The organism is Mesorhizobium sp. M0001 (genome assembly GCF_040324255.1).
Taxonomy (GTDB): domain Bacteria; phylum Pseudomonadota; class Alphaproteobacteria; order Rhizobiales; family Rhizobiaceae; genus Mesorhizobium.
The window spans coordinates 30662-44526 of sequence record NZ_JAMYVS010000010.1; the positions used below are offsets into that span (position 1 = coordinate 30662).

Consider the following 13865-nt stretch of genomic DNA (forward strand, 5'->3'; position numbering starts at 1 on the left):
GTCTTGCCTGGCGAGACAATCCGTCCGACAGGTGATTGCGTTGGAATCGCAAACGGTGTCGCAAGGGAGTCGACCGTGGAACCAATCTGGGCCGTCGGCCTGATGACCGGCACCGTGCTTGACGGCAATATCGACGTGGCGCTGATCAAGACCGATGGCGAGCGGATCGCCGATTTCGGCACCTATACGCTGGCCCCCTACCCCGCAGCGATCCGTGCCTTGCTGGAGGAGACGCTGCGTCAGGCCCGGGTGTGGAATTTCGACGGGCCGGAGCCGGCGATCTTTGCCGAAGCCGAGGAGGCGTTGACGCGGGCGCAGTCGGCGGCGGTGAAGGACCTTGTCGAAAGCTACGGCCTGACCATGGGCGATATCGGCGTGGTCGGCTTTCACGGCCAAACCGTGCTGCATCGTGCCCCGCAACCCGGGCGGCGCGGCGATACGCGCCAGTTGGGCGACGGCGAGCTGATGCATTCGATCCTGGGCGCCAAGGTCGCCTATGATTTCCGCTCGGACGATGTGCGCGCTGGCGGCCAGGGCGCACCACTGGCGGCTGCCTACCACGCGGCGCTTTTGAGGGAAGCCGACGCCAGCGGGGACACCGCTGTGCTCAATCTCGGCGGTGTCGGCAACGTGACCTGGTGGGACGGCAAGGACAACATCGTCGCCTTCGACACTGGCCCGGCCAACGCACCGCTCAACGATTTCATCAAGGCAAACGGCCTCGGCGAGATGGACCGCGACGGCGCACTGGGCGCGGCCGGCACCGTCGATGAAGTGCGGCTGGCCAAATTGCTCCAGCATCCGTATCTGACCAAGCCCTATCCGAAATCGCTCGACCGTTTCGACTTCGGCGCCGCCATGGCCGACGGCCTCAGCGCAGAGGATGGGGCGGCGACGCTGACGGCCTTCACCGTCTCGGCCGTCGGCAAGGCGCTCGATTTGTTGCCGCGCCGGCCGAAGCGCCTAGCGGTCAGTGGCGGCGGCCGCCGCAACCCGACGATGATGGCGATGCTGGCGAGGCGCGCCAACGTCGAGGTGGTGCAGGCCGAGACACTGGGCTGGAAAGGCGATGCGGTGGAGGCCGAATGCTTTGCCTTCCTTGCCGTGCGCGTGCTGCGCGGCCTGCCGATCAGCTTTCCCAGCACCACCGGCGTGCCGCAGCCGATGCAAGGCGGGCGGCTGGCAGGTTAGAGCTTCTTCTGCAGGAAGATGCGGCTGCGGCCGGTGGGAAAGTCAGGCAGTTCGCCGAAGCGCCGGTAGCCTTGCCGCTCATAGACTTTGGCCGCTGTCGGATTGAACGTGTCGATCCAGGCGTTCTGGCAGCCCCGGGCGACTGCTTCGCGCTCGGCAGCGTCCAGCATGTCGCCGGCCATATGCTGGCCGCGCAGGCGTTCGTCGACCCACAGCCATTGCACATAGAGCCAGCCCCAGGCGGTGTATCCCGAAATGCCGGCGACGACAGCGCCGTGCTCGTCACGAACGAAGACCGCGATCGGCTTGCGGCCGGAGGGGCCGACATCGCCGTCATTGAACGCCGTCAGCCGCTCGGCCAGGAAGGCGAGGTCGTCTGACGAGGGGTCGGCAGTGGTTTCAAGCGTCGTCTTCATCCGGGCGGGGCTCGCATGGCAAGCCAAGCTCTAGCGAAGGACGGGATGAGGACGCAAGCTTTACGGCTTGATGGGCGGAGGCGACCGCCATGACCCCGCTGCTGCCGCAACCAGCATCAGCACGGCGGCGACGATCGCGCAGATGGCAAAGCCGAACGATGAATAAAGCGGCCCGAAGCTGGTGGTGCCGATGAAGACGGCGAGGTAGGTGACCGAACTGTTCAGGCCCATGATGGTGCCACGGCGCGACGGATCGAGCGCGGTAAGGCGCATCACCAACACGTTCAGGCCGAAATGATTGGCAAGGCCCCATATGGCGATCATAGCCAGGATCAGCACAAAATTGCTGCTTGCGAGCGCGATGGCGACATAGACGACGGCGACCAGCAGATAGGCGAAGGGCATGACGCGCCGCGCGCCGATGCGGTCGATGACGCCGTCGAGGAAGGCCGCGGCGCCGAAGCCGGCGCCATAGGCGAGCGCGGCCAGCGCATTGGCGCTGACGGGCTCGCCCAGATCCTGGTGCAGATGATCGCCGAGATAGCCGTAGACGCCGTAAAAAGCGGTCATGAAGGCGGTGCAGGCGATGAGCAGCGGCACGATCCCCGGAATGGCCAGCGCAACGAACGGCGACGGTGCCGGGCCGCTCTTCCTGACGTCGCTGAGCGAGGTCATCGACAAGGCAGCAAGCGCAATGGCGGAAAGCACCGCGACGGCGGCGAAGACGGCGCGCCAGTGCACGAGATCGGCAAGCACGGCCGACAGCGACACGCCGGCCACCATGGAGACCGTCCAGCCGGTCAGCACGACGCCGATCGTGCCGCTTTCGCGGCCGGGCGGCGCAATTGCCGCTGCACTGGCATAGATGGCCGGCATGGCGACGCCGGCGGCGATGCCGGCGACGGCCTGGGCCGCGACCAGCATGATCACCGTCGGCGCCAGCGCGCTGGCGAGAAGCCCGACGGCCAGAAGAAGCAGCGCGCCCTGCAGCATGCGGCGGGCGCCGACGCCGTCGATATAGCGGGCGAGGAACAACGCGCTGGCCGAAGTGCCGAGGCCGAAGGCGGCCGACGCGGCCATCACCGCCGGCACGCTGGTGCCGAAGGATGCGGCGACTGCCGGAGCAATTGGACCCAGGACCAGCGAGTTCGAGCCGATGACGGCGATGCAGCCGGTCAGGAGATAGGCCAGCGCCGGGATCGGCTGATGGAGCGTTGCAGCTTGATGCGCGTTCGTCATCGGGTCATAATGGCCGAACTGAATTCCGCGACAACAAGGAATTTCGATATGGACGAAGAAACAGATGGGGTTCTGCAGAACAAGGTAGCTCCCCGAGAGCTCGACGCAATCGACCGAAAAATATTAGGCGTGCTGGTCGAGGATGCGACGATCAGCTACGCCGAACTTGGCGAACGCGTCTGCCTGTCGCCGCCGGCGGCGCATGAGCGGGTCAAGCGCCTGCGGCGCAGCGGCGCCATCCGCGGCACGGCTGTGATCATCGACCCGAAGGCGGTGAAGAAGCCGCTGCTCACCTTCGTGCATATCGATACCAAGGGCTGGGGCAAGACACCGGAGCTGATGGCCGTCTCCCAATATCCTGAGGTCGAGGAAATCCATTCGGTGGCCGGCGACACCTGCATGCTTCTCAAGGTCCGCACCGAGGACACCAGGGCGCTCGAAGGCCTGCTGGCGCGTCTCTACGAAACGCCCGGCGTCACCTCGACGCGAAGCTATGTCGTGCTGTCGACCTATCTCGAGCGCCCGGTGCAGCCCGAGATCACGGCGCAATGGCCGACGCCCCGGCATATGGCCACGCCGCTGTACTGATCTGCGCTATCTTCGTCTTGCCGGGGCCACAACAATCCTTCACAAAAGGCACCCTATATTGATGCCGGGCATTGATTTGGGGTGACGAGAGGCGCGGCTTGGAATTCGAACTGAAAACCATCGAGGCGCTGGCCCCCGATCAGGCGTCGCTAAGCGCCGCCTCGAAGCTCACCAAGCGCTCGAACTGGCCGCGGCTGGAGAAGAACGAGCAGCAGGCGCTGATCTGGGGCGAATGCCAGGGCTCGGGATCCAACCCCTATCGCACCGTCGTCGACACCGGCGACCACGGCTACAAATGCACCTGCCCGTCGCGAAAATTTCCCTGCAAGCACACGCTGGCGCTGATGTGGATCGCCGCCACGGCGCCGGCCAGCTTCACATCAGCCGAAACAACGCCGGAATGGGTCAATGACTGGCTTGGCCGGCGCTGGAAGAGTGCGCCCCCGCCGGTCGACGCAAAGGCTGGCAGGGGCGCGTCTGGCAAGAGCATTGGCGAGGCCTCGCAGGCAGAGGAAAGCACCGTCGATGACGCCGCCGCGACGGAGCGCCGCGAGACGGCGCAGCGCAAGCGGGCGGAAGATACGCGCACCGCGGTGGCAGGCGCGCTGGACGAACTCGACCAGTGGATTGCCGACCAGCTGCGGCTCGGCCTTTCCGCCTTTGCCGACGCCAGCAGCGAGCGCTGCCGCCGCATTGCCGCCAGGCTGGTCGACATGAAAGCAACGGCGCTTGCGGGACGCATCGACGAAATCCCGGCCCGGCTAATGGCGCTGCGCAGCGAGGAACGGCCGGACGCGGCGATCCGCGAACTCGGCAAGCTGGTTTTGCTGGCCAAGGCCTGGCGCTCGGCGCCAGACGATCCCGAATTGAAGCGGCTGGTGTCGGCATCCGAAACCCGCGACCAGGTGCTGGCCAATCCCGATGCAAGACAGGTCGACAGCCAGTGGGAAGTCATCGGCGAGAAGATCGAGACCCGCCGCGACGGCCTTGTCAGCCATTCTACCTGGCTGCTCGACCTGAAAAGCCCGACGCCGCAATTTGCGCTGCTACTCGATTTCTTTCCGGCCTCGGCCGGCCGCCGCTCTGCCGCGTTCACACCTGGCGACCGGTTCGATGCAAGGCTGGTGTTCTATCCGTCACGCCAACGGCTGCGGGCGCTGGTAGCGGAGCGCAAGGGCGATGTCGTGTCGGGCGCCTGGCCGGATTTCGGCCTCGGCATTGTCAAGGATCCGCTGGCGGCGCATGCGGCGCACCAGGACGCAGCACCCTGGTCGACCGATAGCCCGCTGATGCTGCCTGCCGGCGCGATCCTGCTCGATGAGCGCGGCACCGCCTGGTGGCAAGCGGCGCACGACCCGCAAGGGATCGCCCTGCCTGTCGCCGGAACCGTCGATCAAACCGTGCTCGGTCTCGACCTTTCGGCAACGGCAGCCCTGTGGAACGGCGCGCGGCTCGATCTGCTCGCCGCGCAAAGCGGCTTCGGGAGGCTCGATCTGTCATGAACGAGCTCGAGCAAACCGGCCTGGCGACGATGCGCGACTGCTGGATCACCGGCGGAACTGCGTTCGATCTGGCGCCAGCCGCGTGGAAGGAAATCGCCGGCGGCGCAAGCCCGGACGAACGGGAGCGGCTGTTGCTGGCCATCGCCGCGCAGGCGCTCGATGTCGGCCTGCGGCCGTCGGCGCCGAAGACGCTGAAGCAGCGCCCGCCGCTGCCGAGGCTTGGCCTGCCGCTGCTGCCGGAGCGGTTGCGGCGGCTGTTGCGGGCGGCCCTGAAGAACGCCGCCGATGCGCAGCGCAAGTCGCGTGTCGCGACGCTCGTCGCCGGCCGTGGCTACGTGCTGCATCCGATGGACTGGATGCCGTCGGCATCAGACCAGAACAGCCCTGACATCTATGCGCCGTGGATCGACTGGCAGGCCAGCGTCGAGGGGCTGAAGATTGCGCCGCAGGAGCAACTGACGGTGCAGAACTGGGATGACTTTTACCCCGCCGCGCGCCGTATCGCGTTGACCGAGATGCGCCGTCGCGATCCGGCCACGGCCCGCAGCCTGATGGAAGCGAAGGCGCCCGGCGAGCCGGCGGAAGTCCGGCTGGCACTGATCGAACTCATGCATTTCGGCCTGACGCCTGAGGACGCGCCGTTCCTGAAAAGCCTGGCCACCGACCGCTCCGGCAAGGTGCGGGAGCTGGCGGGCCGGCTGCTGGCAAGGCTGGGCGAGCATGGCCGGCCGGGCAACGACGGAGCCGACGACCCCGTTGCCGAACTCGCCGCCTTCATCACAGAAGGCAAATCCGGCTTTATCCGCCGCCGCACCACCTACACCCCGGCAAAACTCAAATCCCCGGCGCAGGAAAAGCGCCGCGCCGAATTGTTCGAGACCTGCAACCTGGTCGACCTCGCTTCCCGATTTGGGGTCAGCGAACCCGATTTCATTGCAGCCTGGCAATTCGGTGCCGACAAAAATGCGGACATCCAGATCTCACGAATGGTCGCAGCGTCGGGCAGCGACGCTGCCGTAACGCAGATGGCCGACACACTAGTCGCCGGGGGAGGCAAGCCGGCACTATTCGTGCTGCACCTGACACCGCGCCTGGATAGCCGCAGGAAGCGTGTCCTGGTCAGACTGATCCTGAAAGATACGCCGCAGTATATTAGCGCGCTCACCCTTGCCGAGGGCTTCGAAGCCAACTGGCTGGAATGGCCCGACCTGACGAACGGCCAGAGCTTGGCGGTGTTGCGTTCGGCTGTCGCCGGCAATGATGACGCGATGAAGCGAACCGTCGACGACCTGTTGGAAACTTTGGGCTTTCTGGCCACTGCGGCGACAGCGGAAAAATTGATCGAGCATGTCGTTGCGGCCGGCATGCCGCCGGCGGCAGCCTCGCTCGCTTTCCTGCGCCTCAACGCGGCCCTGACGGGAACCAACCCATGACAATCCGGAGAACAGCACCATGAACGCAGCCATCCGCCTCCCCGTCGAGCAGGCCTATGCCGCTGAACTGCAGGCGCTGGCGCGCAATGACGACAAGCAAAAACCTGCGGGATGGAGCCTCTCGCCAAAGGCCGTTCTGACCTACCTGCTCGGCGGCAAGGCAAGCGACGGCACCGTGATATCGCCAAAATATGTCGGCCGCCGCCGACTGATGGAAACGGCGGTGGCGACACTCGCCACGGACCGCGCGCTGCTGCTGCTCGGTGTTCCCGGCACCGCAAAATCCTGGGTGTCGGAACATCTCGCCGCCGCCATCATGGGCAATTCCACGCTGATCGTGCAGTGCACGGCCGGTACCGACGAGAACCAGGTCCGCTACGGCTGGAACTATGCGCAGCTTTTGGCCAAAGGGCCGAGCCAGGAGGCGCTGGTGCCGACGCCGCTCTACCGCGCCATGGAGAGCGGCAAGCTATGCCGCCTGGAAGAGTTGACGCGCATGGGCTCCGATGTACAGGACACGCTGATCACCGTGCTGTCGGAAAAGATGATGCCGATCCCGGAGCTCAACACCTCGCTCTATGCCCAGCGCGGCTTCAACATCATCGCCACCGCCAACAATCGCGACAAGGGCGTCAACGAGCTGTCCTCGGCGCTCAAGCGCCGCTTCAATGTGGTGGTTCTGCCGCTGCCCGAAGACATGGCCGAAGAGGTGGCGATCGTCTCCAAGCGGGTCGACGAGATGGCCGGCGGGCTCGACCTGCCGGTGCCGAAAAATGTCGGCGAGGAGATCGCTCGAGTGTTGACCATTTTCCGCGAGCTGCGCTCGGGCGCAACCGCCGACGGCAAGGTGACGCTGAAGACGCCTTCGGGTTCGCTCTCGACCGCCGAGGCGATCGCCACCATGGTCGGCGGCCTCAGCCAGGCGGCGTGGTTCGACAGCGGCAAGCTCGGCGCCGAAGGCCTCGCCGCCAGCCTTGTCGGCGCCATCGTCAAGGACCCGGTGCAGGACAAGGTGGTGCTGGAGGAATATCTCGAAACGGTGCTCAAGAAGCGGCCGGACTATGCCGGCTATTACGCGGCGCTGAACGCAGCGATCTGAGGTCATGAGCGACGTCGCCTATTTCGGCATCCGCCATCACGGGCCGGGCTCCGCCGACAGCCTGGTGCAGGCGCTGCGGGACTTGCAGCCGGTCGCGGTGCTGATCGAAGGGCCGAGCGACGCGTCCGCCCTGCTGCCATTGCTGGCGCGCCCGCAGATGCAGCCGCCGGTGGCGCTGCTCTGCTACCCCGAGGACGACCCGGCCGCGACAAGTTTCTGGCCGTTCGCCGAGTTCTCGCCGGAATACCAGGCGGCGGTGTGGGCGGTGGCGAACAAGGCGGCATTGCGGTTCATCGACCTGCCGTCATCGGCACGGTTCGCGGCACCGGCAACCGACGACCCCGACAAAACGGCTGACGCCGACAAGCCCGAACCCAAGGACGAAACCGGTGAGGATGGCGAGCCCGCATCGCATCGCGACCCGATCGGCACGCTGGCTGCGGCCGCCGGCTATGAAGATGGCGAAAGCTGGTGGGCCGACATTATCGAGCAGAATCCGCAGCCGGGTCCAATCTTCGCTGCCATCACCGATGCGATGACGACGCTGCGCGACGGCGAAGGTGCGATCGCGCCGTTCGAGGCCAAGCGTGAAGCGCATATGCGATTGGAAATCGCCGCCGCGCGCAAGGAATTCGCCGGACCGATCGCCGTCGTCTGCGGCGCATGGCATGTGCCGGCCCTGCAGGCCGCGCACACGCAGAAGAACGACCAGGCGCTGATCAAGGGAATTGCCCGGCGCAAAAGCATCATGACATGGGCGCCATGGACCGGGCCGCGTCTTGCGCTGGGCTATGGTTATGGCGCTGGCGTCGTCGCGCCTGGCTGGTGCAAGCATCTGTGGCGCACACGAGGGCGGCGCGACGCCGCGACGCTGTGGCTGGCGACGATCGCGGCGGTGCTGCGGGCGAAGGGCCATCTGGTGTCGACCGCGTCGCTGATCGAGGCCGAGCGGCTTGCGCGCACACTGGCTGCCATTCGCGAGCGGCCGAAGCCCGGCTTCGAGGAATTGCGCGATGCCGCGATCGCGGCGCTGTTCAACGGCGAAGCGGTGCTGTGGGCGCTGGTCGAGGCCGAGCTGCTTTTGGGCGCGGATGTCGGCGAGATTCCGCCCGACACGCCGCTGGCGCCGCTGATCGAGGACCTGCAGCGCAACCAGAAGGCGGCGCGGCTGAAGCCGGAGGCGCTGGAACGCGAGCTGTCGGTCGATCTGCGCAGCGAAAGCGGACTGTTTCGTTCGACATTGCTGCACCGGCTGGACGTGCTTGGCGTGCAATGGGGCAGGCTGGCCGACGCCGGCCGCAGCCGCGGCACCTTTCGCGAAAAATGGACGCTGGCCTGGGAGCCGGAATATGCCGTGCGCCTGGTCGAGAACCTGATCTACGGCCCGACTATCGAAAAGGCCGCCAATGGCCGCCTGATCCAGATGCTCGGTGCGGCCGCGAGCCTCGACACGCTTGCCGCCCTTGTCCAGAGCGCCATTACGGCGGATCTGTCGGAGGCCGCGAGCGCCGGCCTTGTAGCGTTGGAGGCGCGCGCAGCGCACAGCAGCGAATGCCTGGAGATGCTGGCCTCGGTGCCGCCGCTTGCCGACATCATCCGTTACGGCGAGGCGCGCAAGACCGAAACCAACCGGCTGTCCGGTTTGTTGGAACGGTTGATCGTCGAAGGCGCGATCGCGCTGCCCTATGCGGTGCGCGACCTGGACGAGCAGGCCGCCACCACGCTGGTCGGTGCTGTGCGCAAGGCCGACGCGGCCATCCGGCTGGTCGAGCCCGGCGAAGGCGTGCTCGATGCATGGCGCAACGGCCTGACCGGCGTGCTGGAAGGTCCGGGCTCGACGGCGCTGCTCGCCGGCTGCGCCGCGCATCTGCTCTATGAAGCCGGCCAACTGTCGGCAGAGGACGCCGCCGGGCTGCTCGGACGCAGGCTGTCGCCGGGGACGCCGGTCGCCCAGGCAGCGGGGTTCTTCGAAGGTTTCTTCAGCACTGCCGGCCAGCGGCTGATCTACGACGAGGGCCTGCGCGGCGCCGTCGATGGGTGGCTGAAATCGCTCGACGAGGACGCTTTCATCGCGCATCTGCCATTGCTGCGCCGCGTCTTCTCCAATCTGGACTCGATGGAGCGGCAGCGGTTGATCGAGGCCGTGCTCGGCCGCACCGCAAGGTTGCCGGCCGGCCTGACGCCGGCGCCGGATGGCGGCGAAGGCTGGCGCCGTCACCTGGAGCGGCTTGGGCCATTGCTGGCGGGCGGAGTGTGACAATGGATGACGAAGCCGAAGTGCCCGAACCCGGCCCAGCATCCTCCGATAGCGGGCGCGAGCGCCGCTGGCGGCTGGCGATCGGCGCCGATGACGAGGCTTCCTCCGCCCTTTCCAGTGATGACAAAAAACTGTCTTCGGCGCTCGATGCGCTTTACGGCGACGGCGCCAATGCCGATGCCGACCCGCGCAAGCGGCGCGGCGGGCTCGGCCGCTCGGCGCCACGCGTGGCGCAATGGATGGGCGATATCCGCTCCTTCTTTCCCGCCCAGGTGGTCCAGATCGTCCAGAAGGATGCCTTCGAGCGGCTGAACCTGAAGCAGATGCTGATGGAGCCGGAATTCCTCAAGGCGATCGAGGCCGACGTCAACCTCGTCGCCGACCTGATCTCGCTGCGTTCGGTGATGCCGGCCAAGACCAAGGACATTGCCCGCACCATCATCGCCGACATCGTCGCCAAGCTGATGCAGCGGCTGGAGCAGAAGACCGCCGAGGCGATCCGTGGCGCGCTCGACAAGTCGCGACGCACCAACCGGCCGCGCCAACGCGACATCGACTGGCCGCGCACCATCTCGGCCAATCTTCGCCACTACCAGCCTGAGCACAAAACCGTCGTGCCGGAAAAACTGGTCGGCTTCATGCGCAAGCAACGCCGGCTAGTCGATCTCGACGAAGTGGTGCTGTGCGTCGACCAGTCCGGCTCGATGGCGAGTTCGGTGATCTACGCCTCGATTTTCGCCGCGGTGATGGCGTCGCTGCCGGTCGTGCGCACCAAGCTGGTCTGTTTCGACACGGCCATCGTCGACCTGACCGAAGAGCTCAGCGACCCGGTCGAGGTGCTGTTTGGCGTGCAGCTCGGCGGCGGCACCGACATCAACCAGGCGGTCGCCTATTGCGCCGACCGCATCGAGCGGCCGACCAAATCCCACTTCGTGCTGATCACCGACCTCTATGAGGGCGGCAACGGCCAGGACTTGCTGCGGCGGCTTGCGGCGCTGGTCCGGTCCGGCGTCAATGTCATCGTGCTGCTGGCGCTGACCGATCAGGGCCGGCCGGGCTATGATCCGGCGATGTCGGCTTCGGTCGCGGCACTTGGCATACCGGTCTTCGCCTGCACGCCGGACCTGTTTCCCGACATGATGGCGGCGGCGTTGCGGCGCGAGGATATCGGCGCCTGGGCAGCCGGCGCCGACATCAAGCTGATCCGCGCCGAGACGGAGCCGAGCAGTCAGGCCTGACTATTCGAACGAATAGGCAAACCCGTCAGTGGAAGCGCTGACGGTCACCTTGGTCATCTTCTCGCCGTCGAGCGACCGGTTCAGCACGCCGCGGCTGAGTTCCGGCAACAGCGTGTTGGTGAGGATGGCGTCGATCATGCGGCCACCGGACTCGATTTCGGTGCAGCGCGCCTTGACCAGCGCCATGACGCCGTCGCCGATCACCAGTTCGGCGTCGTGGCTGGCGCGCAGCCGCCGCGCGATCTTGCCGAACTGATGGCGGGTGATGGCCTCGATCATCGAATCCGAGAGCGGATAGTAAGGGATGGTCACGACGCGGCCGAGGAAGGCCGCTGGAAACACCTTCAGCAGTGGGGCGCGCAGGGCAGCATCGAGGCCGTCGAGCCCTGCCCTCACCGTGCCGTTTTGCGTCCGCTCCATGATGACTTCGGAGCCGACATTGGACGTCAGCAGGATCAGCGTGTTCTTGAAGTCGATGCGCCTTCCCTCGCTGTCATCCATCATGCCCTTGTCGAAGACCTGGAAAAAGATCTCGTGGACATCGGGATGCGCCTTCTCGACCTCGTCGAGCAGGATCACCGAATAGGGTTTTCTGCGCACGGCCTCGGTGAGAATGCCACCCTTGCCGTAGCCGACATAGCCGGGCGGTGCGCCCTTGAGCGTCGAGACGGTGTGCGCCTCCTGGAATTCGGACATGTTGATCGAGATCAGGTTCTGCTCGCCGCCATAGAGCGTCTCGGCCAGCGCCAGGGCCGTCTCGGTCTTGCCCACACCGGAGGGGCCGCAGAGCAGGAACACGCCGACCGGCTTTTCCGGCGCTCCGAGCCCGGCGCGGCTGGTCTGCACGCGCTTGGCGATCATCTCCATGGCGTGATCCTGGCCGACGACTCGTTCGGACAAAGTGTCGGCGAGCTTGAGCGCCTTTTCGGTCTGGCTGGACAGCATCCGTCCCGTCGGGATGCCGGTCCAGTCCTGAACCACGGCAGCTACCGCATTGCGGTCGACCGATGGCAGGATCAGCGGCGTCTCGCCTTGCGCGGTGGCAAGCTCGGCCATGAGTTCACGCAGCCGCGCCAGATCGGCGACAGGATCTGACGGCGCAGCTTCGGCAGCCGGCGCTTCGGTCTCGAACGCTTTGGCCTTCGGCGTTTCAGGCTCGGACGTTTCGGCCTTGGGCGGTTCAGCCTTGGGCACCTTGGTCTTTTCTTCGTCCGGCGCTGCTGGTTCGGCATCGGTCTCGGCTGTCGCCACCGCATCGAGCGGCACGCCGTCGCCGCGCAGCCGCGCGCGCAGTTCGAGGATCTCGGCAACCAGCGCCTTTTCGCGCTCCCAGCGCTCCTCGGCGGCGGCGAGCATGGTCCCGGCCTCAGTGAGCCCGGCCTCGACCCGCGCCTGCCGGTCAGTTACTTCGATGCCGATCGCGGCCTCGCGGCCGATGATGCCGCTTTCGACTTCCAACGCCTGGCGGCGCCGCAAAATGTCCTCGACCTCGGCCGGCGTCGCATGCTGCGAGATCGCGACCCTGGCGCAAGCGGTGTCGAGCAGGCTGACCGCCTTGTCGGGCAATTGCCGCGCCGGGATGTAGCGATGCGACAGGCCGACCGCCGCCTCGATCGCCTCGTCCAGAATCTGCACCTCGTGATGCTGTTCGAGCACGCCGGCGACACCGCGCAGCATGAGCACGGCGACCGCTTCCGACGGCTCGTCGATCTTGACCACCTGGAAACGGCGGGTCAGCGCCGGGTCCTTTTCGATGTGCTGCTTGTACTCGGCCCAGGTCGTTGCCGCGATGGTGCGCAGTTCGCCGCGCGCCAGCGCCGGCTTCAAGAGATTGGCGGCATCGCCGGTTCCCGCCGCACCGCCGGCGCCGATCAGCGTGTGTGCCTCGTCGATGAACAGGATGACCGGCGTTTCGGATGACTGAACTTCGTCGATGACCGCCTTCAGGCGCTTTTCGAACTCGCCTTTGACGCTGGCGCCGGCCTGCATCAGGCCGATGTCGAGCATGCGTACGCTGATACCCTGGAGTGGCGGCGGCACGTCGCCCTGGGCGATGCGCAGGGCAAAGCCCTCGACCACCGCAGTCTTGCCGACGCCGGCCTCGCCGGTCAGGATCGGGTTGTTCTGCCGGCGCCGCATCAGGATATCGATGATCTGCCGGATTTCCGGATCGCGGCCGACGACCGGATCGATCTTGCCGTCATGGGCGCGCTGGGTCAGGTCGGTGGCGTATTTGGCGAGGGCCGAATCCCCGCCCGGAACCCGCCGCGGCGCCTCGGCAGTGGGAGCCGCGGCGGCAGTGGCGCCGGCTTCGAGCGAGCCCTCCACCACCTCGGCAAAGCGGGCGATGACCGCGTCGGCGTCGATCTTGTCGAATTCGCCGCTGATCTTCGACACCAGGCCTTCCAGCACCGGCGTCTTCAGGCAGGCGAGCACGATATAGGCGCTGCGGACCTCCTCCATGCGGAATTCCAGCGTCGCCAGGTTCCAGGCTCCCTGGATGGCGTGGAAGATGTGGTCGGAAAACTCCTCGATCGAGGTGGCGCCGTAGGGCAGCTTGTCGACGGCGCGGGTCATGTCGCTGGTAAGCCGGCTGGCATCCAGCCCGGCATCGGCAAGGATCATCTGCACATCCGAGCGCTCGGACAGCACCAGCTGCTCGATGAAATGGACGAGTTCGACGTAAGGATTGCCGCGCAGCTTGGCGCTGTCGGCGGCGGCCTTGAAGGCGCGCAGGCAGACCGGATTGAGCTTGCCAACCAGTTCCTTGCGTTTGAAACCCTGCGACGACCGGCGCTGTTCCATCGAACGTGCTCCTGCAATCTGCCCGTCGACAGCCTGCCACATAAGCAGCCGCTTGACAAAGCGCTTGATGCAGCCGGCCTTTTCCCTTTGTGGAGAG

General features: G+C 66.4%; 10 protein-coding genes. 7 read left to right on the forward strand and 3 right to left on the reverse strand.

The annotated features are described in order from the left end of the window. Nucleotides 1-75 precede the first annotated feature (75 nt). Nucleotides 76-1191 (forward strand): anhydro-N-acetylmuramic acid kinase, encoded by a 1116-nt coding sequence (locus NKK50_RS23940; RefSeq protein ID WP_023749143.1) that lies wholly within the window; start codon nucleotides 76-78, stop codon nucleotides 1189-1191. Here the strand turns inward: NKK50_RS23940 and NKK50_RS23945 are convergent. Then, nucleotides 1188-1607: a GNAT family N-acetyltransferase gene (locus tag NKK50_RS23945; RefSeq protein ID WP_023726346.1), complete on the reverse strand. Its 420-nt coding sequence runs from the start codon at nucleotides 1605-1607 to the stop codon at nucleotides 1188-1190. The genes NKK50_RS23940 and NKK50_RS23945 overlap by 4 nt on opposite strands. A gap of 60 nt (nucleotides 1608-1667) precedes the next feature. Continuing rightward, entirely contained in the window at nucleotides 1668-2846 is a 1179-nt protein-coding gene (locus tag NKK50_RS23950; RefSeq protein ID WP_023726345.1) for an MFS transporter, read from the reverse strand. 48 nt (nucleotides 2847-2894) lie between these two features. Here NKK50_RS23950 and NKK50_RS23955 point away from each other — a divergent pair, with 48 nt between their 5' ends. The 6 genes from NKK50_RS23955 (at nucleotide 2895) to NKK50_RS23980 (ending at nucleotide 10963) form a co-directional block, all read left to right on the forward strand. Continuing rightward, nucleotides 2895-3434 (forward strand): Lrp/AsnC family transcriptional regulator, encoded by a 540-nt coding sequence (locus NKK50_RS23955; protein WP_023687041.1) that lies wholly within the window; start codon nucleotides 2895-2897, stop codon nucleotides 3432-3434. A gap of 98 nt (nucleotides 3435-3532) precedes the next feature. Further along, complete coding sequence (locus NKK50_RS23960; RefSeq protein ID WP_023815195.1) at nucleotides 3533-4936, forward strand: SWIM zinc finger family protein; 1404 nt, start codon at nucleotides 3533-3535, stop codon at nucleotides 4934-4936. Then, entirely contained in the window at nucleotides 4933-6369 is a 1437-nt protein-coding gene (locus NKK50_RS23965) for a DUF5691 domain-containing protein (protein WP_352543944.1), read from the forward strand. Before NKK50_RS23960 ends, NKK50_RS23965 begins: the two co-directional genes overlap by 4 nt. Nucleotides 6370-6388: 19 nt before the next feature. Further along, nucleotides 6389-7468: an ATP-binding protein gene (locus tag NKK50_RS23970; RefSeq protein WP_023673899.1), complete on the forward strand. Its 1080-nt coding sequence runs from the start codon at nucleotides 6389-6391 to the stop codon at nucleotides 7466-7468. Nucleotides 7469-7472: 4 nt separating this feature from the next. Then, a complete protein-coding gene (locus tag NKK50_RS23975) occupies nucleotides 7473-9725 on the forward strand; it encodes a DUF5682 family protein (RefSeq protein WP_352543945.1) in 2253 nt (750 codons plus the stop codon). A gap of 2 nt (nucleotides 9726-9727) precedes the next feature. Further along, the gene (locus NKK50_RS23980; RefSeq protein WP_023687036.1) at nucleotides 9728-10963 is read left to right on the forward strand and encodes a VWA domain-containing protein; all 1236 of its coding nucleotides are present in this window, start codon (nucleotides 9728-9730) and stop codon (nucleotides 10961-10963) included. On the opposite strand, the gene tssH is transcribed toward NKK50_RS23980, so the two are convergent. Then, nucleotides 10964-13768 carry a type VI secretion system ATPase TssH gene (gene tssH, locus NKK50_RS23985; RefSeq protein WP_352543946.1) on the reverse strand — a complete coding sequence of 935 codons (2805 nt, stop codon included), beginning with the start codon at nucleotides 13766-13768 and terminating at the stop codon, nucleotides 10964-10966. Nucleotides 13769-13865: the final 97 nt, after the last annotated feature.

Excerpts from the sequence above, each read along its gene's own strand:
- NKK50_RS23945 (WP_023726346.1), bottom strand. The coding sequence starts at position 1,607 with ATGAAGACGACGCTTGAAACCACTGCCGACCCCTCGTCAGACGACCTC.
- NKK50_RS23950 (WP_023726345.1), bottom strand. The coding sequence starts at position 2,846 with ATGACGAACGCGCATCAAGCTGCAACGCTCCATCAGCCGATCCCGGCG.
- NKK50_RS23955 (WP_023687041.1), top strand. The coding sequence starts at position 2,895 with ATGGACGAAGAAACAGATGGGGTTCTGCAGAACAAGGTAGCTCCCCGA.
- NKK50_RS23965 (WP_352543944.1), top strand. The coding sequence starts at position 4,933 with ATGAACGAGCTCGAGCAAACCGGCCTGGCGACGATGCGCGACTGCTGG.
- NKK50_RS23970 (WP_023673899.1), top strand. The coding sequence starts at position 6,389 with ATGAACGCAGCCATCCGCCTCCCCGTCGAGCAGGCCTATGCCGCTGAA.
- NKK50_RS23975 (WP_352543945.1), top strand. The coding sequence starts at position 7,473 with ATGAGCGACGTCGCCTATTTCGGCATCCGCCATCACGGGCCGGGCTCC.
- NKK50_RS23980 (WP_023687036.1), top strand. The coding sequence starts at position 9,728 with ATGGATGACGAAGCCGAAGTGCCCGAACCCGGCCCAGCATCCTCCGAT.
- tssH (WP_352543946.1), bottom strand. The coding sequence starts at position 13,768 with ATGGAACAGCGCCGGTCGTCGCAGGGTTTCAAACGCAAGGAACTGGTT.